This window comes from Hymenobacter frigidus (assembly GCF_014640435.1).
Classification (GTDB): Bacteria; Bacteroidota; Bacteroidia; order Cytophagales; family Hymenobacteraceae; genus Hymenobacter; species Hymenobacter frigidus.
In genome coordinates, this window is sequence record NZ_BMGY01000042.1 from 1 (window position 1) to 19,566 (window position 19,566).

The window sequence follows — 19,566 nt, forward strand, 5'->3', positions numbered from 1 at the left end:
GCCCTATCAAGCTGATTTTAGCTCAAAACTCACCCTCACCCCTTAATTTTTAACACAGTTCATGTAATGTAGAAAGCCCCGACTCTGTTAAAGAGTCGGGGCTTTTTTTAATTGGAATATTTGTCACATTTCGGGGCTGGTCGCTGAAAACAGGACGGACTGCTTCGTCGTCTTTCCTTATGATGACGGTTGGTTTAGTTGAGTCCCAACTCATTGAACTTGCGTTTGCCGCGCGCAAAATAAGCCCACACCAGGCTGCCGTTGTAGACTCCGGCGCGTTGCGCCACCCGCAGATGGGGCTTCGCGGCCAGCCGCTGCTGCCGCCAGTAACCCAGCTTCCCATAGAAGCTGAAGTGGGCTCGTAAAACCGCCCAGAAATTGCGGACTTGCCCGCCCGCCAGAAACCGCAGGCCCGCCACACCGTCCAGCACGAGGCGCTGGAACATGGGGCCGAGTAACTCGCCGGGCGCGGCATTTTTATACAGCAGAGCTAGCCCGTTGCGGAAGTTGAGGTAGGTTTTGCGGGGGTTGGTTTTGGGCAGGGTGCCGCCGCCTACGTGGTGCACGGCGCTACCGCCGTGGTACCATACCTCGTGGCCGGCGTTCTGGAGGCGCCAGCAGAAGTCAATTTCCTCCATGTGCGCAAAAAAGGCGGGCTCCAGGCCGCCTAAAGCTTGCCAGGCCGTGCGGCGCACCAGCAGGCAGGCCCCGCTGGCCCAGGCCACCGGGCGCGGGTCGTCGTACTGGCCTTGGTCGCGTTCGAGGGTATCGAAGAGGCGGCCGCGGCAGAAGGGGTAGGCCAGGCGGTCGAGGTAGCCGCCGCCGGCCCCCGCGTATTCGAAGCGCGTGGGGTCGGCGTGGGCCAGGATTTTGGGCTGCACGGCGGCAATGCGCGGGCTGGCTTCCAGCAGGGCGCGCAACGGGCGCAGCCAGCCGAGCGTGACTTCCACGTCAGAATTCAACAGGACAAAAAAGTCGCTGTCAACCTGCTTCAACGCCTGGTTGTAGCCTTCGCAGAAGCCGAAGTTACGCTCCAGGAGCAAGAGCTCCACGGTGGGAAAGTCGCGGGCCAGCAGCTCCACCGAGTCGTCGGTAGAAGCATTGTCGGCCACGATAACGCGGGCTCCATCGGCGTGGGCAATAACGCCGGGCAGGAAACGACGCAGAAAGTCCACTCCGTTCCAGTTCAGGATAACCAACGCTACATCGGCGCAGGGCTTGAGCAAAGTATGCGGAAGGAGCAAAGCAGGGGTGTCTCTATCCAACCCTTTCCCTTCAGGTATTTGCGCCGCCAATAATTCTTCCTTGCTCATCAAGTCTAGGTTACACGCCGAAGCCGCTTAAATCGAGGCCAGGTACGTTGGGCATGAGGCCACTGGTTTTGCGCTTTAGTTCCTGGGCCGCCAGCTCGGCGGCTTCGTCCAAAGCTTTGTTCACGGCGGCTACCACGAGGTCGGCCAGCATGTCGCGGTCCTGCGGCGTGAGCAGGCTTTCGTCAATTTCAAGCTTGAGGATTTTGCGGTGGCCGTTGGCCGTGGCGCGCACCAAGCCGCCGCCCGCCTCGCCGGTGGCGGTGATGTGTTGAATTTCCTGTTGGGCCTGCTGCATTTTGTCTTGCAGCTCTTTCACTTTGCCCATCATGCCGGTCAGGTCGAATGCCATGTGTCAGTTATCAGTTAGTAGTTATCAGTGAGCAGGTAACAAGCTGGCGGCCGAAAAGTGCGGCCGCTGCGCCAATTAAGGATGCCAAACCCCGGCGTTAGGTTGGTCAATAAGACAAGTTTTATTTCAGAATCGTGACCGAGCCCGTGGCCGTGAAGCGCTGGCCATCCTCGCCGTCCTGCTGAAAGCGCCATATATACGCGCCCAGCACCGGAGGGCGGCCCTTGATGTTGCCGTCCCAGGTTTCGCTGCGCTGGGTGCCGCGAAATACTTCCTGCCCGTTGCGGTCGACCACCACGAAAGTGTAGTTGCGCAAATACCGCCCTTTCACTTCGAGCACGTCGTTGAGCCCGTCGCCGTTGGGCGTAAAAGCCGTGGGCATGCTCAGAGAAATGCGCCGTGAAACCGTGGCCACGTTCGAGTAGCTGAAGGTGCCCGCTGGTAGGCCGGCCCCGCTCATTTGGAGGCGGTAGCGCAGCGTCTGCCGGTCGGTGGGCGGCGTGAGGTCGGTGGCACTGCTGCCGCTTGCGGGTAGGCTGCTTAGTACCGCGCCATCGGGAGCAAGGCGCTGCAGCGTGTAGCTGACCGGTATGGTTGGGTCGGGGCCGCTGAAGGGCGTCCAGGTCAGTGCAGCAGTGGTGCCGTCGGGGTCGGCTGCTGTCGCCGTGAGCAGGGCGGGGCAAGTGCTGGCGCTTTCGGACGAGGCGTTCTGGCACACATCGGACTGCTGTACCGTGTAGCAGGGGGGCTGAGCGCGCAGCTCGGCCACATCCGTCGAGTCGCGGCGGGGGCGCAGCGAGGTGGTGGTGCCGAAATCAGTAAGGGTCTGGCCGCCCACTGCGCGGCGGTAGCGCAATGTATTGCCGGTTGGCAGGGCCGAGCCCGCGGCTAGCACGGGCGTCAGCACTACTACGTTATTCAGATTGAAGCTGGCCACCAGCAACGGGCGGGCGGGCGGAAGCGTTGATTGCGTGAGCACGGAAACCTCGTTCGAAACGGACGTGCGGGGCCCCAGCAGCGTGGCCGTGACGCGGTACGTGTAGGTAGTGCCGCATACTACGTTCGGGTCTTCCAGGCCCCCGCTGATGACAGATAATCCCGTGATAGTCGTGCCGTTGCGGCTGACCGTGTACGGCCCGCCCGTACCGCCGCCGCTGAGCAGCAGCTGGTTGCGGTTCTGGCTGGAAGTGCCGCTGAGGCTGAGGGTGCAAATGGTGGGCGTGAAGGCCACGCTGCCGCCGCAGTAGTCCTTGCGGGCAATGCGGTAGCAGCCGGTGGCGGCGGGCACGGTGAGGCTCGTGTTGCCGGGCGCAACCGGCACGGTGGTTACGTCGGTGAAGGCGTTGCCCTGGCCTTCTTTCTGGAGAGTATAGAGGAAGCCGGCGGGCAATTGGCTCACTGCTAGCGTAGCAGCGCCGCCCGGCGATGGTCCTTGCAGGGTGAGGCTGGTGAACAGCGGCTGTTGCGGTACGGGCGGGCTGATGGGCAGCGTGCGAAATCCTTCGCATACAGTATTGGCGTTGTATTTACCTGTGACGGTAACGCTGGTGGCCCCGGCTGGCAGCGACACTATCGTGGGCACGTTGCGCGCTACGGTACCAAAGCCCGGTACCGTGTAGCTGTCGTAGTTGGTGTCCGTAATGGTGACCAGGGTCGAGCCGCCGGGGCAGGCCTCCACTTGGAAGTTGGGCGGTGGCGTGCCCACCACTTTCACGTTGCGGATGTAGTAAGTTGGGCTCCCCGAAACGTTGGCGAATTCCGAAATCGTGACATCGCCCACCGCCGCCGCCGTGGGCGTGTAGATATACGGGGCCTGATTGGGTGGCACGCAGGCAACTGGTACGGAGTTCGTATAAGTCACATTACGCCCCGGCAATACGCCATAGGTGAGTAGATTAAGCGGAATATTGCGGCCGGGATATTGTTCGAAGGAATACCGCCGGCCCACGCACATGGCGTCCACCTTGACCGCAGGATTGGCGGTCACGTCGAAAATCTCGAAGGTGAACTGCGGCTGGGTCGGGCTGGCGCAGCCCTGCGCCCAGCCCTGTTGCGCGCCGCTGAGCGAGAATAAGATGAGAAAGCAAAAACAGCGGTTCAGCAGCTTCATAAGCGGCGTTCGGGAAGCGGATTGAGGCAAGAGGAGCAGACGAAACGCACAAAACCAGTCCGGCGTGCTGGGGCCGACAGCCAATCAAACGAATTTGAATGCGGGCCTATTGCCAGTCAAACTTACGGATGAAGGCGGCGGCGCGGTGCAGGTCGGGGTAGAGCACCCGGTCCTGGCCCACAAACGTGATTTCCTCGCGGAAGGCTGCCACCACCTTCTCCAACGCGTCGGACGTGCGGCCGGGCCGGCGGAAATCCAGCGCCTGGCAAGCCGTTAGCAACTCGATGCCCAGCACCTGCTCCACGTTTTCGATGACGCGGCGGGCCTTGGTGGCGGCGTTGGCGCCCATGCTCACGTGGTCCTCCTGGCCGTTGCTGCTCACAATGCTGTCGACCGATGCCGGCGTGCAGAGCTGCTTGTTCTGGCTCACGATGCCGGCGGCGGTGTATTGCGCAATCATCAGTCCGGAGTTCAGGCCCGGCTCGGCTACCAGGTACTGAGGTAGCCCGCGCTGGCCCGAAACAAGCTGATACGTGCGCCGCTCCGAGATGCTGCCCAACTCGGCCACGGCCAGGGCCAGGTGGTCGAGCGCCAGCGCCAGCGGCTGGCCGTGGAAGTTGCCGCCGCTCAGAATCAGGTCTTCGTCGGGGAAGATATTGGGGTTATCCGTCACCGAGTTGCACTCGGTTTCAACTACCTGGGCCACGTAGGCCAGGGCGTTGCGGCTGGCTCCGTGCACCTGCGGCTGGCAACGGAACGAGTACGGGTCCTGCACGGCCCGGCGCGGCTGGGTTTGCAGCTCCGAGCCGGCCAGCAGCTCGCGCAGCCGCCGGGCCACCAGCACCTGCCCGGCGTGCGGCCGAATGCGGTGCAGGTGCTCATTGAATGGGTCCACGCCGCCGCCAAACGCCTCCGTCGACAGCGCCCCAATCACATCAGCCGCCGCCACCAAGCGCTGGGCGCGCAGCACCCCATCCACGGCGTAGGCCAGCATGAACTGGGTGCCATTGAGCAGGGCCAGGCCTTCCTTGGCTTGCAGCGCCAGCGGCTCCCAGCTGAAGAGGCTCATGGCATCGGCCGCCGTGAGTCGATATCCCTGGTAGTTCACTTCGCCCAGGCCCAGCAGGGGCAGGCACAAGTGGGCCAGCGGGGCGAGGTCGCCCGAGGCGCCGAGCGAACCTTGCTCGTACACCACGGGCAGCATCTCGCGGTTGTACATGGCCACCAGGCGTTCGGCGGTAGCCAGCTGCACGCCGCTGTGGCCGTAGCTCAGGCTCTGGGCCTTGAGCAGCAGCATGAGCCGCACCAGGTTCTGCGGCACTTCGGCCCCGGTGCCGCAGGCGTGCGACATCATCAGGTTGACTTGCAGCTGGGCGCGGGCATAGGGCGGAATGCTCACGTTGCAGAGCGAGCCGAAGCCGGTGTTGATGCCGTAAATCGGGGTGTCATCCTGGGCCAGGCGCTGGTGCAGATAGTCGTGGCAGGCGGCAATCTGTCGGCGGGCATCATCGTCGAGCTGCACGGGCCGGCCATCGGCCAGCAGGGTTGCCAGCGCGGCCAGGGTGAGGGGCTGCGCGGGCGAAATAACGTGGGTGGGCATTGGGGGGGTGGGAGTATATGGTGAAGCGGGGAGGGCAAAGAACGAAAAAAACTCCCCTCCTTACCAAGGAAGGGAGTCATCGTTCAATTCAATGCTAAGCTACTCCGCCGTGAGGGCGGCCACTACTTCGGCCAGCGGCAACACGCGCTCCGTGCCCGAAGCCATGATTTTGATTTTGGCCACGCCCGCCGCGATTTCCTCGGGCCCGAGCACGATAACCAGCGGAATGCCCTTGGCGTCGGCGTACTTGAACTGCTTTTGCAGCTTGGTTGCGTCGGGGTATAATTCGCTGGGAATGCCGGCGGCCCGCAACTGGGCCAGCAGCGGCAACGCGGCCCGGCCGCTGGCCGCGTCGAAATGCGTGATGAGGCAGCGGGTGGGCGTTTCGGCCGTAGCCGTGAACAAATCCAGCGCCTCCAGGCAGTCGTACAAGCGGTCGACACCGAACGAGAAGCCCACGCCCGACACGCCCGGCAGTCCAAACGAGCCCGTGAGGTTGTCGTAGCGCCCGCCGCCGCTCACGCTGCCCATCTGCACGTTGTTGATTTTTACCTCGAAAATGCAGCCCGTGTAGTAGGAAAGGCCCCGCGCCAGGGTGGGGTCAAACTCCAGCCGGTCGAACTGCTCGAAGCCGGAGGCCACCAGCAGGTCGCGCACGGTGGTCAGCTCGGTCAGGCCGCGGTAGTTGGCGGCATCTTCGGTTTCTTCCGTGGCGTCGGGGCGGGGGCCATCGGGCTCCACGCCAGCCGTGACGAAGCCGGCCAGCAGACGTTCCAGCTTTTGCTCGTAGTCGCCCTCCACGCCCAGCAGCGCAAATAACGTTTCGATGGTGGGTTCCGAAAAGCCGCGTTCCAGCAGCTCCTTGGTCACGCCGTCGCGCCCAATTTTGTCGAGCTTGTCGATGGCTACGAACAAATCGGTCTCGCGGCCCTCGCCGCCCAGCGCCTGGTAAATGTTGCGCAGTACCCCGCGGTGGTTGATTTTGATGGTGAAGTCGTGCAGCCCCAGCCCGCCCAGCACCTGGGCAATCATGAGCACGATTTCGGCTTCGCAGAGCAGCGAGTCGGTGCCCACCACGTCGGCGTCGCACTGGTAAAACTCGCGGTAGCGGCCGCGCTGGGGGCGGTCGGCGCGCCACACGGGCTGCATCTGGTAGCGCTTGAAGGGGAAGGTGAGGGTGCCCCGGTTCATGGCCACGTAGCGGGCGAAGGGCACGGTGAGGTCGTAGCGCAGGCCTTTTTCGGCCACTTTAGGCAGCAGGGCTTTCGAGCCGGTGGCTAAATCCCCGGCCGTCACGTCCTTGGCGAAATCGCCCGAGTTCAGGACTTTAAACAGGAGCTGGTCGCCCTCGTCGCCGTACTTGCCCGTGAGCACGGAGAGGTTTTCCAGCGTCGGGGTTTCGAGGGGCGCAAAGCCAAACGACTCAAACGTGCGGCGGATGACGTTGAAAATGTGCTGGCGACGCGCCACCTGGGCCGGACCAAAATCGCGGGTGCCTTTCGGAATACTGGGTTTCTGCATAACGGGGCAAAGGTAGGGGCCGAGCCGTTGTGGGGTAGGCTGCTTAGTGATTCAAAAATTCGTCATCCTGAGCGCAGCGAAGGACCATCTCACACCTTAAAAATAATTGTTCGGGCGTGAGATGGTCCTTCGCTGCGCTCAGGATGACAGGTAAGGATGACTTCGCAAACGGCGGCGATTGCAAATGCAAAAACAAACCCCGCCGCCGAACTAATCGACGACGGGGTTCTTGCAGAAAGAAGGCAGGCGCGTAGTTACTCTTTCGTAAACTCAAACGCCCCGCCGCCCTGCTTCAGCACGAAAGCGGGCTTGGCCGCATCAAACTCCAGGCGCACGCCGGCCATGTCGAACTTGAACACGTCCTTGCTCACGGCTTCCAGGGTGAAGGCGGGCTGGCCGGTGGCCTGGGCCTTGAGGCCGGTATCGCCCCTGGTGAGCACGATTTTTAGGGGAATCTGGGCGCTGCCGTAGCTGCCCACGTAGCGGTCGAGGTCGGCGGGGGCGGGCACGAAGGCGCTGGCGAGGATTTCCGGCTTCAGGGCCACGCGGGCGTCGCGGCTGGCCAGGGCCCAGGCCGTGTGGAAGATGTGCTGGCCGCGCCGGGCCAAGGCCGGGAAGTTAATCAGGGCCACGTCGTCGGTGGCCTGGTGGTACTGGGGGTGCAGGCCGCTGGTGTAGAAGATAATCGGCACGTTGTGCTTGGCAAAGTTGTAGTGGTCGGAGCGGTAGTAAATGCGCTCCGGGTCCTGGGGGTCGTTGTACTTGTAGTCGATGGCCAGCGGGTTGTACTGCTGGTTGGTGGCCTCGCTCAAGGTATGCAGCTCACTGGAGAGCTTGTCGTCGCCCACCAAGTAGAGGTAGTCGCCCTTGCCTTGGTGCAGGCTGTCGACGCGGCCCACCATGTCGATATTGAGGTTGGTGACGGTGTTTTCGAGCGGAAAAATGGGGTGGTCGGTGTAGTACTGCGAGCCTAGCAGGCCTTCTTCCTCGCCGGTATTGGCTAGAAACAGGATGCTGCGGCGCGGGCCGTGCCCGTCCTTTTTGGCCTGGGAAAAGGCGCGGGCCAGGGCCAGCACGCTCACCGTGCCCGAGCCGTCGTCGTCGGCCCCGTTGTACACCACGCCGTCCTTGATACCCAGGTGGTCGTAGTGAGCCGATACCACCAGCACTTCGTCTTTTTTATCCGAGCCTTCGAGGTAACCCAGCACGTTTTCGGTGGTGAAGACTTCGTTTTTCACCGCCAGCTGCACGGTAGCCGTAGCGGGCTTGAAGGGCGAGGGAACGGCTTTGCCGGCGGTGGCCACCGCTTTCCGGTAGTTGCTGAGGCCGGCGGGCGTAGTGCCCAGCAGCTTCGCGCCCAGTTCGGGCGACACCAGGATGATGTTGAAGCCGGGGCGCTTTTTGCCGCCCACGAAGGTCAGCTGTTCCTGATTGATGGCGTCGCCAAAGTGGGCCGGCACCTTCGCAAACGCCTCAGCCGTGGGCAGGATGATGGTCACGGAACGGGCCTTCATCGGAAAAATAACGCTTTGACGGGCCATCAGCCCTGCCATGCCCGGGCCGCCGTAGGGGCTCGGCTTGCCATCGGCGCCCAGCAGCGCCTGCCCCTTGGCGTTGGTTGGCTCGCCCAGCAGCATGACGACGTCCTTGCCCGTGTAGTCACCCGCCGCCGCAAAGTCCGAATACTTATCCTCCTTAATGGCGTAGCCGATGAACACGGGCTGCACCGCCGTGGGCGCGGCAAAAGTGTCGTCGGTGCTGAACGCGTAGAAATCCTTGGTGCCCCGGTAGGTTTTGCTGCCCACCTTGGCCGTAGAGGCGGCCGCATTCAGCGAGCCCCGGTTCATGTCGAAATGCTGGAGGTGGGCATTGTCCGATTTTTGCACCGGCCCCGTGAGGCCGTAGGCGGCAAAGGCTTTGGCGATGTAGTCGGCGGCCATTTTCTGGCCCTTCTTGCCGGTTTCGCGGCCCTCGTAGGCATCCGAAGCGAGGACGGTTAAGTCAGCTTTCAACCCGTCGGGCGTGATGGTGGCTGCGTAGGGCAACGACCAGTCGGTGGGAGCAGCCGGAGCGACGGGCGCAACCACTGAGGAGATTTCGGCCCGGCCGGGCTTCATTTTCACTTTGAGCTTGCCGGGGCTCGGGGACTGGGCCGCCACGGTGCCGGCCGCGAGCAGCAGCGCCAGGGTCAAGTGCAGGGGAGTACGCATGATGATGGGTTAAGCAGAAAAAGGTGTGTTGATAGTAGTAATTACCAGTAAAAGAGGGTAGAGGATGCCCCGGCCCCAACTCAGCCCCCGAACCCGCCACCGCCTTGGGGCGCGCTCTCGATGCGGCCCGGCTTGGCCTTGCTGGCCCCGATGTACCAGGTGAAACCCAGCCAGCCCACGCGGCTTTCGTCCTTGTTGTAGCGGTAGCTGGTGAGGGCGTCGGTTTGGATTTCGTTACGGTTCTGCTGGGTATTGAGCAAGTCGCTGATGCGCAAGGTAAGCGCGGCGCGGTCGGAGAAGAGGCGCTGGCGCAGGGCCAGGTCAAGTTGCCCCTGCGCCAGCTGCCGGCCCTGGGCCGTGATTTGAGCCGAGTGCAGGTTGCCGCTCAGCTGCACGTCCAGCGTGGGGCGAATGGTGAAGTTGTTGGCCAGGCGCAGGGTGCCTACCAGGGCCTGGCGGTTGGTGCCGAGGCCGTTGCTGGCAATCTGGGCGCGGTACACCGACGAGCTGGCGTTGAGCCTCCACCACTTCGTCAGCGGCTGGTTCAGGCTGAACTCGGCCCCGAGATTGGTGGTGCGGCCGGCGTTGAGGTAGGTTTCGGCCGTGACGAGGCCCGCGCCGGGGCCGGCCAGGCGGGTGGCCAGCGTGTCCACGTAGCGCAGGCGCTGCACGGCGTCGGTGGTGATGCGGGCGAATACCGTGGTCGTAATCGTGGCTTGGCCCAGGCTCAGCTGGTGGCCCAGCTCGATGTTGTGGCTGAATTCGGCCCGCAGGCGGGGGTTGCCGAGGCGGTAGCTGCGCGGGTCCTGATAGATGGCCAGGGGCAGCTGCTGCATGAAGTTGGGACGGTCGAGGCGGCGGGCGTAGCTCAGCTGCAGGCGGTTCTGGCCGGCTTCTTTGCCCAGCTCCCGGCTCAGCGTGGCCGAGGGAAACAGGTTGAAATAGTCCTGAGTCAGGCTGCCGCGCTGCTCAATGCCGGCCCCGCCCTGCACCGTGCCGGCGTTGTGGGTCAGTTCGCCGCGCAGGCCCGCCTGGGCGCTCCACTTGCCGCCGAGGGGCCGCTGCATGGTCACGTAACCAGCGGGTACCACCTGCTCAAACGTGTAGGTGAGCGAGCGGGTGGGGTCGTTCTGGAAGTCGTTGGGGCGGCTCTCACTGTTGGTAAACCCGAAGCCGTTCGAGCCGCGGTTTGACTGGCGCTCTACTTTCAGCCCAGCTTCGAGGCGGCCCTTACCGGCCAGCAGCGGATGCACGTAATCAACCTGGCCAAACTGAATGTTGGCCACCACATCAAGCTGTTGGCGGGTGCCAGGCTGGGCAATGGTGGGGGCCCCGGCCTCGGCGTATTGCTGTTGCACCACGGGCACGCCGGCATCAATCACCACGCCGCCGAAGTTGGCCGTCAGCTCGCGGCCTTCGTGCTTTTCCCAGGTGCGGCAGTAGCTGCCGTCGTAATTCAGCAGCTTCACTTTCACGTCCAGGTCCTGCTGGCCCCGGGTGCGCTGCACGGGTCCGTTGTCGGTTTGCTGGGTCAGCAGCTGGCCTTCCGATTCGATATTCAGCTCGGTGCCGGGCGAGACGTGCAGGCTCAGGCTCTGGTTTTTGGGTAGTTCCAGGTCCACGCCCACCTGCAACGAATGGTTGGCGTGCCGCTCCCGGCCGATACCATTTTGGGTAGTGTTTACGGTTTGCAGGCCCTGGGCCGTGAGCAGGCGGGCCGTTTGCTCGCGGTGGCCGTGGTTCTGATAGGTTTCGTCGCGGCCGTCATACGAGGCCTGCCAGGTGGCTTTGCCTTGCTTGCGGCTCAGGCTTAGGCCGGCGCTGTACTTGTCTTGCGTGCCCAGGTTGAATGCAGCGGTGCCGTTGGTGCCGTTTTTCACCTCTTTCTTGGTAATGAGGTTGATAACCCCGCCACCACCCGAAGCATCATACTTAGCCGAGGGATTGGTGATAACCTCCACCTGGGCAATGCGCGAGGCCGGAATCTGGTCGAGGCGCGGGCCGCCGCCGGCCCCGCCGTTGCTCACGCCGGCCGGCTTGCCGTCGATGAGGATGGTGAGGTTGGAAGTGCCGCGCATGCTCACCGTGCCGTTCACGTCCACGCTCACCGAGGGCACGTTTTGCAGCACATTGGCCGCCGTGCCGCCGATGCTGCCCAGGTCTTTTTCCACGTTAATCACCCGCTTGCCCAACTCTTCCACTACGGTCGCCTTTTGGCCGGTCACCACCACTTCGCCCAGCTTGGTGGCGGTGGCAGCCGTCATTTTTAGTCCCGACAGCTCCACGGTTGGGGCGGCGGCCGTAAGGGTAAAGCGGCGGCGCAGCACGCGGTAGTTCAGGTCCTGCACCCGCAGCAAATACGTGCCGTAGGGCAGGGCCAGGGCCTTGAAGCCGCCCCGTTCGCTGCTTTGGGCCACGGCCACAAACGTGGAATCAGCGGCGCGCAGCAGCAGTACATCGGAAAAAGGCACGGGCTGGCCTGAGCCTTCTTCCACCAGGTTGCCACTCACGCTGCCGAAGCCGCCGGTCTGGGCCGAAGCGCCGAAGGGCAGTGCCAACATGGCCACGGCCGTGCCAAGCAATAAGTGGTTAGCGCGGGAAAGAAAGGAGGGAGGAGTAAAAGTCTTCATGATGCAGAGGTGAGATGTGAGGGGGCGAAGGCAGCATTCAGGTTAGGCAGCGGCCGCGGTTCCGCTGCGGAGGAGAATCTTGCCAGCGCCCAAGCCTCGGTGAATGAGGAAATGCAACCGGGTAGCGGGCCAACTTTGGTACACGCTAACGTCAGCTACTAGGCTTTGTATGGAACAAATGTAAAACAGGTACTTTGTAAAGCAAGGTACTGATGAAATAAATCTCTAATAAGCTAAGCTTTTCAAATTGTTACCAACTGTGAATCAAGAGTTAGAAGAATGAAAATATTTCCCTCATTCAAGTAAAGTCAGGCTGTTTGTAGTCTGAACTTCTGGGGCGACAGATGCAAGCGCCTCAATTTGGGTTGCCCGCAACGGCTGTTATTTCGCTGACGTCCCTTTTTACCACCTGAATTCAGGTGGTGAGTCGCCTCCTGTGAGGTGTTTACTGTTTGTCACACGCCGTTCAAACACAAAAAAGCCCTGACCATCGGGCCAGGGCTGAAAATTCAACTAGCAAACAAGCCAACTACCGCCGCTTCAACGGCGGCCTGGGCTTGGCTTTGGGCTTCGCGGCACCGTCCACCAGCAGGCCGTTGCGGTAAGTCACGGTGCGGTCTATTGTTTTGCCGTCCTCCTTGTAGTAGGTCCACACCCCGCTCTGCTTACTGTTGCGGTACTGCCCGCTCACGGCCGCCGTGCCGTCTTCGCGCAACTCGCGGAAGGCCCCCTGAATCTGGCTGCGTACATAGGTGGTCTCCTTGCGCAGCTTGCCCGAGGCGAAGAACTCCTGCCCAATGCCACCCATGAAGCCGTTCAGGTAAGGCTGGCGGCTTTGCACCTGCCCATTCTCGAAGTAGGTGAGGCGGTCGCCAAGTAAGCGGCCGCTGGGGCCGTAGGTTTCGGCCTTGCGCACGGCCTTGCCATCGGGGTAAAACTCGCGCCAGGTGCCAGCTGGTCGGTTGTTCTTAAACTGCTCCTCGGCCTGCACCAGCTTGCCCTCAGCATCCTGGTAGCGCGTGATTTTGCGGTCGCGGCCGTTGTTGCCGTAGTCGGTTTCCTCGCGCAGGTGGCCATTGGCGAAGTATTCCAGGCCGTGGCCCGTCGGGATGCCGTTGCGGTAGGTCAGCTTACTTTTCACCTGTCCGCTCTCGAAGTAGCTGGTGGCGGGGCCATCAAGGTTACTGGTGCCGGTGGGCGGGGCCACGCGCTTGGTCAGGTCATCACCGAGGGCGTTTCTCACCGGCCGCTGCACCAGCGGAGCAGGCGCGTAGATACTCTCAGTCTGGAGTTTACCGCTTTGGTAGTAGCTGCGGTAGCGCCCGCGGCCGTTCTTGTCGGCCAGTACTTCCACTTCAATCTGGCTGTTCGGGTAATACGTTTTGTACGGACCCGATAACAGCCCGCGCGTGAAGCTGCCCTCGCTCTGCACCACGCCGTTGGGGTAGTAAAACTTCACCGCGCCGTTGGGTTGCCCTTCCACGTAGCCGATTTCGGCCTGGGTCTTGCCGTCCGGGTACAGCGCCTTTAGCGGGCCGTTGGGTTGGCCTTTCACCAAGGTGGTTTTCAGGCGCACCTCGCCGCTGGGGTGGAAGTAGGTTAGCTCGCCATTGGGTTCGTCGTTTTCAAAGAAGCCGGCCTGCGCCACTTTGCCGTCGTTGTAATACGTTTTGAACGGGCCCTGGCGAATGCCGTCGCGATAGGTCGCCTCCAGCCGCCGGGTGCCGGTGGGGTAAAATTCCACGTACGCTGAGTCGCGCTTGCCCTGCGTGAAGCTAGTTTGCTGCTCCAGCTTGCCGTTGCGGTAAAAGCGCTTGTACGGGCCCTGCGGCACGGTGTCGGCCGCCACCAGAGCCGTATATACCTCGCGCCTGTGCACTTTGGTCGAATCAAAAAAGGTGATTAACCGGCGCAGGCGCTGGCCCTGCGAAGGGAAGGCCAGCGTTAGAAGAAGCAAAGGCAACAAATATTTCATAAATCACTGATTGGCGCTGATTAACCGTGATTTCACTGATTAACCGCAGGGTGCAAACGGTAACCGCTCTGTGTTTCGTTTAATTCAGCGGCATTTCTCCCTGACAAAGAAAGAGCCACTCCAATTAAGGAGTGGCTCTTCTGAATTTATCCCGCCTGCTTCCTGACTAAAAAATCATCGAACCGAACAAGGAAAAATCAGTGAAATCACGGTTAATCAGCGACAATCAGTGCTTTAGAGTAATGATTCAACCACAATGGCGCTGGCCCCGCCGCCGCCGTTGCAAATGCCGGTGACGCCGATTTTGCCGCCCTCGTTCTTCAGCACGTTCATCAGCGTGGTCACAATGCGTGCGCCCGAAGCGCCCAGCGGGTGGCCCAGGCTCACGGCCCCGCCGTACACGTTCACCTTGCTGCCTTCCAGGTTCAGGAGCTTGTTATTCGCCAGGCTCACCACCGAGAACGCCTCGTTGATTTCGTAGAAATCTACGTCAGCCGCCGTTTTACCGGCGTTTTTCAGCGCTTTCGGAATTGCCAGCGACGGCGAAGTCGTGAACCACTCCGGAGCTTGCTCCGCATCGGCAAAGCCCAAAATACGGCCGATGGGCTTGAGGCCCAGGGCATCAGCTTTCTCACGGCTCATCAGCAGCACGGCGGCCGCGCCGTCGTTCAGGGTCGAGGCATTCGCCGCCGTCACGGTGCCACCGTCTTTGATAAAGGCTGGCTTGAGGCCGGGTACCTTGGCGAAGTCGACTTTGAGGTATTCCTCGTCGTCCTCAATCACCGTGGTTTTACCGCGGCTCTCGATGGTTACGGGCACAATTTCGTCCTTCTTCTTGCCGGCCTTGGCAGCCGCCGCGCTGCGGGTGTAGCTCTCGATGGCGAAGGCATCCTGCTGCTCGCGGGTGAAGCCCATTTCCTTGGCCGTGTTCTCGGCCGCGTTGCCCATGGCGTAGTCGTGGTACGGGTCCCAGAGGCCGTCGCGCACGAGGCCGTCAATCATCTGGCCGTGGCCGTACTTGGCCCCAAAACGAGCTTTGTCCAGGTAGTAAGGCACGTTGCTCATGCTCTCCATGCCGCCGGCCAGAATCACGTCGGCCTGCCCCAGCATAATGGCTTGGGAAGCGAACATGATGGCCTTCGAGCCCGAGGCACACACTTTATTCACGGTCGTGCACTCCACGGTGTCGGGGAGGCCAGCCTTCTTAGCCGCCTGCCGGGCCGGAGCCTGGCCCAGGTTGGCCGAAATCACGTTGCCCATAATCACCTGCTCCACTTCCGAGGCGGCAACGCCGGCTTTCTCCAACGCTCCTTTCAGCGCAATTGCCCCCAGCTCAATGGCCGATAGCGAGGACAGCGCCCCCCCAAACGAACCAATTGGCGTGCGGACGGCAGATATGATGACAACTTCTTTGGTTTGCATACAGGGATATTAAAGGGTGGGATTGGCGGTTGAATCAGGCCGCAAAAGTACGGATTTAACGGTCCCAAACGAATGCTGCCGCAACCGACAGAGCTTTGGCTTAGTCGCCGCGGCTCGCAGCTGATTACCAGGTGGGTTGATTGGGGTCAGCTTTCTGCGTGGCCGGGCGGGTAATTTGCTGCAAATACTGCTGCTCCTGGGCGCGCAGGGTTTCCAGCAGCTGCCGGGCCTGGGCGGGGCTCAGGTTCATGGCCTGCAGCCGCTCGCGCTGGGTTTGCAGGCTGAGGTCGGCCTCCGTAGCCGCATCGGTTCCGGGCCGGTTGCCCCGGGCATTTCCCGTAGGGTTCGAAGCGGCGGTATTGCGGTCGAGTCCACGTTGGGTGCCGGGCGCGGCTCCGGTAGCCACTGGCTGCGGGGTGCCCGCTCCGGGGCCCTGGCCGCCGGCCACGCTGCCCGGCCCGGCGCTGGGCCGTTGGTTGTCGGGCTGGCCGGCGGGGTCGGGGCGGCGCTCCAGCGGTGTAGTGGGAGCCGTCGGTGTCGGTCTTGAAGTATTGATTTCGCCCTGGCGGTTAGTGCCGGCCTGTTCTGCCGGACGGTTCTTCTCAGATGAATTCTTTTCGGGAGAAGGCTTGGGTGCGCCGGGCCGAGGAGCCGGCGGCGGCGGTGCTATTTGCGGGCTATTGGGCCGATGGGCGAGGTAGTCGCTCACGGCCTCGTAGTCGAAACGAGCTCCGGCATTGCGCGGGTCCAGAATCAGCGCTTGCTTCAACAGACTCAGCGCCTGAGCCAATTCTCCCTGCCGCGTGGCCTGCACGGCCAGCTGCTGCCGCGCCACGCTGGCCAAAGCCGCCGGGCTGCCGCTCAGCAAGCGCCCGTAGGTGGTACGCGCGGCTTCGGGCTGATTAGCCAGGACCTGCGCATGGGCTAGGTTGAGCAGCAGGCGCGGGTCGGGCTTTCGGTGGGGCGATGCCGTGCGCGTCGCTTCCGCAAATGCCTGTGCCGCCCGGGCCGCATCGCCGCGGGCATACGCCGCCGTACCCATTGCCACCGCCTCGTTGCGGGTCCGCACCCAGGTAAGCAGGCTCCAGGACGGGCCGCCCGCCAACAGCACCAGCAGTAGCAGTAGGTCCTTCATGATGGCCGGATAACAGTAATGGTTAACGCAACTTCCAGTAGCAGTAACAACAACGCGGCGGCCAGCGGGTAGCGGTAGCGGTTGTCGGCCACGGCCACGGTGCGTACCTGCTCCACGGTGCCCTGCATGGTGCGCAACGACTGCAGCAAGGCCCCAAAGCCATTTTGCTGATTGTTTAATTCCCCGTATTGCCCACCGGTTTGGGCTGCCAGCTGCCGTAGTGGCGCGGCCCGCAGGCGGCTGCGCACCACTTTCCCGCGGCCATTCCGCACCACGTTGCCCCCGGCTTTCGGAATCTCGGCCCCTTCGGCCGTACCCACTCCCACGGCGTAAATCCGCGCTCCGGTGCGCCCCAGGGACTGAAGTACCGGTTCCAGGTTCTCGCCAAAGTCTTCGCCGTCACTCACCACCACCAAGGCCGTTGCGCGCGGGGCCGTAGCTGCGGGCAGCGTTGCCCCGGGAATAGGAGCGAGGCGGCCCAACACCAGTTCCAGTGGGGCGCGCAGCGTGGTGGGCCCGGCAGGCAGCAGGCTGGTTCGTAAGGTGCTGATGAATACCTGCACGGCTTCCTGGTCATAGGTGAGGGGGCATTGCACCACCGCTTCGGCCCCGAATACCACTAGCCCCAGCCGGTCGGCCGGAAACTGGGCCACCAATTTTTGCAGCTCGGCCTGGGCCCGCAACAAGCGCGACGGTGCCACGTCGGCAGCATCCATCGACCGTGACACATCCACCAGCAGCCACACGTCTTTGCCCGCCGTGCGCACCGGCTGCTGGCTCACGCCCAGCGCGGGGCCCAGCGCAGCCGCCAGCAGGCAGCCGCCAATTGCCAGGCGCAGCATCAGTTTCCAACCCCGGTTGCGGGGGCGGGTACCCAAGGCACGGCCCATCCGGCTGGTGCGCCGCCACTGCCTCAGCAGCAGCAGGAAGCACCCGGCCAAAACCAGCCCAACGGCCACAAAATCAGGATAAGCCCAGGTCAGCACGCTCTTCAAATAAAGGTCAATATTACGGCAGCATTTTGGGCGCAGCTCCTCCCCGTCGGTTGGCCGACCAGTTGGGTGGGCAGCCATCAGCCCAGCGGCCGCGGAATTGGGCCGCTCAAAAAATATAGCGGCAACAGATAAATTTTTTCTGCAAAGTGTGGTTTTCTGAGTTGTGCCCGTATATTTGCACCCGCTTCAGACGGAAGCGAAACCAACCTGGAGAGGTGGGTGAGTGGCTGAAACCAGTAGTTTGCTAAACTGCCGTAGCTCTAAAGGTTACCGGGGGTTCGAATCCCCCCCTCTCCACTATAATGTTGGGTTGCGAAAGCTTCCCGCTGGGGCTCCACTCAGTAGGTAGCACTCAAAACTCAGCATTATTTTTTCTCGGGGTGTAGCGTAGCCCGGTATCGCGCCTGGTTTGGGACCAGGAGGTCGTAGGTTCGAATCCTGCCACCCCGACATTTTCCCGTTTCGACCCCGTAGCTCAGCTGGATAGAGCAACTACCTTCTAAGTAGTCGGTCTTTGGTTCGAATCCAAACGGGGCCACTGCAAAAGTCCCTTCCCGGAACGGGGGAGGGACTTTTGCATTTTCGGCCATTCGTAGCCTATTCAGCAGTGCTGAAGACCTTGGCCCTGCTCATTGGAGCGGCTGTCTGCCTAGGGTGCAATTGCAAAATGAAGCAGGCGCTGCACAAAAACCGGTTGCTTTTGCTATCTTGGGTCCGCAAACCCGCTTGTCAAACATCAGCAGCGGCTTGCATTGAGACATTCTCAACCGTTGTCCACCCCGTTTTTAATTTTCCACCCCCTCCATCAATTTTCAACGTCAAAACCTGTTACCATGAAGAAATCGTTACTTTTTTTGGGTTTGCTTGGCTATGCAAGCAGCATTAATGCGCAAACCGGCCCCAACCTCGGTCCCTGGGTTCAGGTAAATACTGTCAACCCCGCTTCGTATGCTCCAGGCTTTCTGGTGCGCGACCTTAAAACCGTTTCGCCAACGGTGGCTTGGGCTGTGGCCGAAGAAAACTCAGCAGCAGGCAACCCCACGTCATTTTTCGTAACCAATAATCCGGCTGGCACGCAGTTCGACTTTGGGTCTGTGAACGCGGCCAACGGCGCGCAAAACTTCCAGACGGGTAATATCTCCCCGGTGGGCATGGCTGGTACGCCAGCGGCCTCTACTACGGCCGTTGCCGCTACCTATCCGCCAACGACTGCGGGCGGCGAAATTTTGCGCACCATCAATGCCGGCATCAGCTGGACCAAGGTGACCAACGCATCACAGTTCAACCCTGGTCAAAACGGTTTCTGCAACTGGGTGCACATGTTCGATGCCAACGTTGGCGTGTCGCTGGGCGACCCCACCAACGGCTACTTCGAAGTATTGCGTACTGTTGACGGCGGCGTGACCTGGACGCGCTTGCCGCAGGCCAGCAGCCCCGTGCCACAAGCCGATGAATACGCTTTGGCGCGTTCGTTTTTCGTGCGTGGCAATACCGTCTGGGCCGGCTTGGGTTCCTCTGTTGACGCCAACCTGGTGCGGGTCCTCAAATCAACGGACCGGGGCCTGACCTGGACGTTCAGCACCAACACCACCTTGCGGGGCGCTATCAACCGCTTGGCTTTTAAGGATGACCTGAACGGCATTGCTTACAACACGAAAGCAGTAGCCGGCGCACTCTCCGAAGTAAACGTTATCCGCACCTCCGATGGCGGGGCTACCTGGGCGCCCATTACTCCGGTAAACGCACGTACCGGTAGCTTCTTTTGGTATGATATTGATGCCGTAGACGGCCGTTATTACAGCGTCGGCGCCCGTTTTCCTGAAGCTGCGCCGGCCGTACCGGAGAACCGTGGCTCCTCCTCCAGCGTCGATGGCATTACCTGGAACAACATCAGTCTTGCCCAGCCATTCCTGGCTATCGATGTAATTCCGGGTGCCACGGCTGGTACCATTGCGGGCTATGCCGGTGCCGCCACCGATGCGACGGGTTCCGGTGGCATCTACAAAGCGACGAACGTCATTGCCCTTGCCAACCGCGATGCCTCGCTGCAAAGCGTGCTAAGCGTGTATCCTAACCCGAGCGCTACCGGTGCTTTCACCGTTGAGCTGGGTTCTAACCTGCAGGCGGGCGCTCAACTAACCGTAGCCGATGCCCTCGGCCGGCAGGTGAAGTCCCAGACGCTGAACGCTACGGTCGTTGGTTCAAAGAAATTTGCACTTGACCTGAGCAACGAAAAGTCGGGCGTTTACACGCTGCAAATTCGCACGGCAGCTGGCATTGCCACGCAAAAATTGGTAATTGAGTAA

General features: G+C 61.9%; 12 protein-coding genes and 3 tRNA genes. 4 read left to right on the forward strand and 11 right to left on the reverse strand.

Annotated elements, in window-relative coordinates:
• Window positions 1–194 precede the first annotated feature (194 nt).
• The 11 genes from IEW17_RS16865 to IEW17_RS16915 all read right to left on the reverse strand — a co-directional run bounded on the left by IEW17_RS16865 (window position 195) and on the right by IEW17_RS16915 (window position 17,251).
• The gene (locus IEW17_RS16865) at window positions 195–1,226 is read right to left on the reverse strand and encodes a glycosyltransferase family 2 protein (RefSeq protein ID WP_229749079.1); all 1,032 of its coding nucleotides are present in this window, start codon (window positions 1,224–1,226) and stop codon (window positions 195–197) included.
• Between the two features lie 97 nt (window positions 1,227–1,323).
• The gene (locus IEW17_RS16870; RefSeq protein ID WP_188563236.1) at window positions 1,324–1,662 is read right to left on the reverse strand and encodes a YbaB/EbfC family nucleoid-associated protein; all 339 of its coding nucleotides are present in this window, start codon (window positions 1,660–1,662) and stop codon (window positions 1,324–1,326) included.
• Between the two features lie 121 nt (window positions 1,663–1,783).
• Complete coding sequence (locus IEW17_RS16875) at window positions 1,784–3,772, reverse strand: T9SS type B sorting domain-containing protein (protein WP_188563237.1); 1,989 nt, start codon at window positions 3,770–3,772, stop codon at window positions 1,784–1,786.
• Between the two features lie 106 nt (window positions 3,773–3,878).
• Window positions 3,879–5,372, reverse strand: coding sequence for a histidine ammonia-lyase (gene hutH / locus IEW17_RS16880; RefSeq protein ID WP_188563238.1), 1,494 nt, complete (start codon window positions 5,370–5,372; stop codon window positions 3,879–3,881).
• A 99-nt stretch (window positions 5,373–5,471) separates the two neighbouring features.
• Entirely contained in the window at window positions 5,472–6,893 is a 1,422-nt protein-coding gene (gene hisS, locus IEW17_RS16885) for a histidine--tRNA ligase (RefSeq protein ID WP_188563239.1), read from the reverse strand.
• A gap of 254 nt (window positions 6,894–7,147) precedes the next feature.
• Window positions 7,148–9,103, reverse strand: a complete 1,956-nt coding sequence (locus tag IEW17_RS16890) for a M28 family peptidase (RefSeq protein WP_188563240.1) — start codon at window positions 9,101–9,103, stop codon at window positions 7,148–7,150.
• Window positions 9,104–9,183: 80 nt separating this feature from the next.
• The gene (locus IEW17_RS16895; protein WP_188563241.1) at window positions 9,184–11,733 is read right to left on the reverse strand and encodes a TonB-dependent receptor domain-containing protein; all 2,550 of its coding nucleotides are present in this window, start codon (window positions 11,731–11,733) and stop codon (window positions 9,184–9,186) included.
• A gap of 529 nt (window positions 11,734–12,262) precedes the next feature.
• The gene (locus IEW17_RS16900) at window positions 12,263–13,708 is read right to left on the reverse strand and encodes a toxin-antitoxin system YwqK family antitoxin (protein ID WP_229749080.1); all 1,446 of its coding nucleotides are present in this window, start codon (window positions 13,706–13,708) and stop codon (window positions 12,263–12,265) included.
• A 234-nt stretch (window positions 13,709–13,942) separates the two neighbouring features.
• On the reverse strand, window positions 13,943–15,130 hold the full coding sequence (locus IEW17_RS16905; RefSeq protein WP_188563243.1) for an acetyl-CoA C-acyltransferase: 1,188 nt from the start codon (window positions 15,128–15,130) through the stop codon (window positions 13,943–13,945).
• A 124-nt stretch (window positions 15,131–15,254) separates the two neighbouring features.
• The gene (locus IEW17_RS16910; protein ID WP_188563244.1) at window positions 15,255–16,265 is read right to left on the reverse strand and encodes a tetratricopeptide repeat protein; all 1,011 of its coding nucleotides are present in this window, start codon (window positions 16,263–16,265) and stop codon (window positions 15,255–15,257) included.
• Window positions 16,262–17,251, reverse strand: a complete 990-nt coding sequence (locus IEW17_RS16915; RefSeq protein ID WP_188563245.1) for a VWA domain-containing protein — start codon at window positions 17,249–17,251, stop codon at window positions 16,262–16,264. The genes IEW17_RS16910 and IEW17_RS16915 overlap by 4 nt, the downstream gene beginning before the upstream one ends.
• A 218-nt stretch (window positions 17,252–17,469) precedes the next feature.
• On the opposite strand from IEW17_RS16915, the gene IEW17_RS16920 reads away from it, so the two are divergent.
• From IEW17_RS16920 to IEW17_RS16935, 4 genes are all read left to right on the forward strand, one after another.
• Window positions 17,470–17,557 (forward strand) — tRNA-Ser (locus tag IEW17_RS16920).
• 79 nt (window positions 17,558–17,636) lie between these two features.
• Window positions 17,637–17,710 (forward strand) — tRNA-Pro (locus IEW17_RS16925).
• A gap of 14 nt (window positions 17,711–17,724) precedes the next feature.
• Window positions 17,725–17,798, forward strand: a tRNA-Arg gene (locus tag IEW17_RS16930).
• Between the two features lie 322 nt (window positions 17,799–18,120).
• Window positions 18,121–19,566, forward strand: coding sequence for a T9SS type A sorting domain-containing protein (locus tag IEW17_RS16935; RefSeq protein ID WP_188563246.1), 1,446 nt, complete (start codon window positions 18,121–18,123; stop codon window positions 19,564–19,566).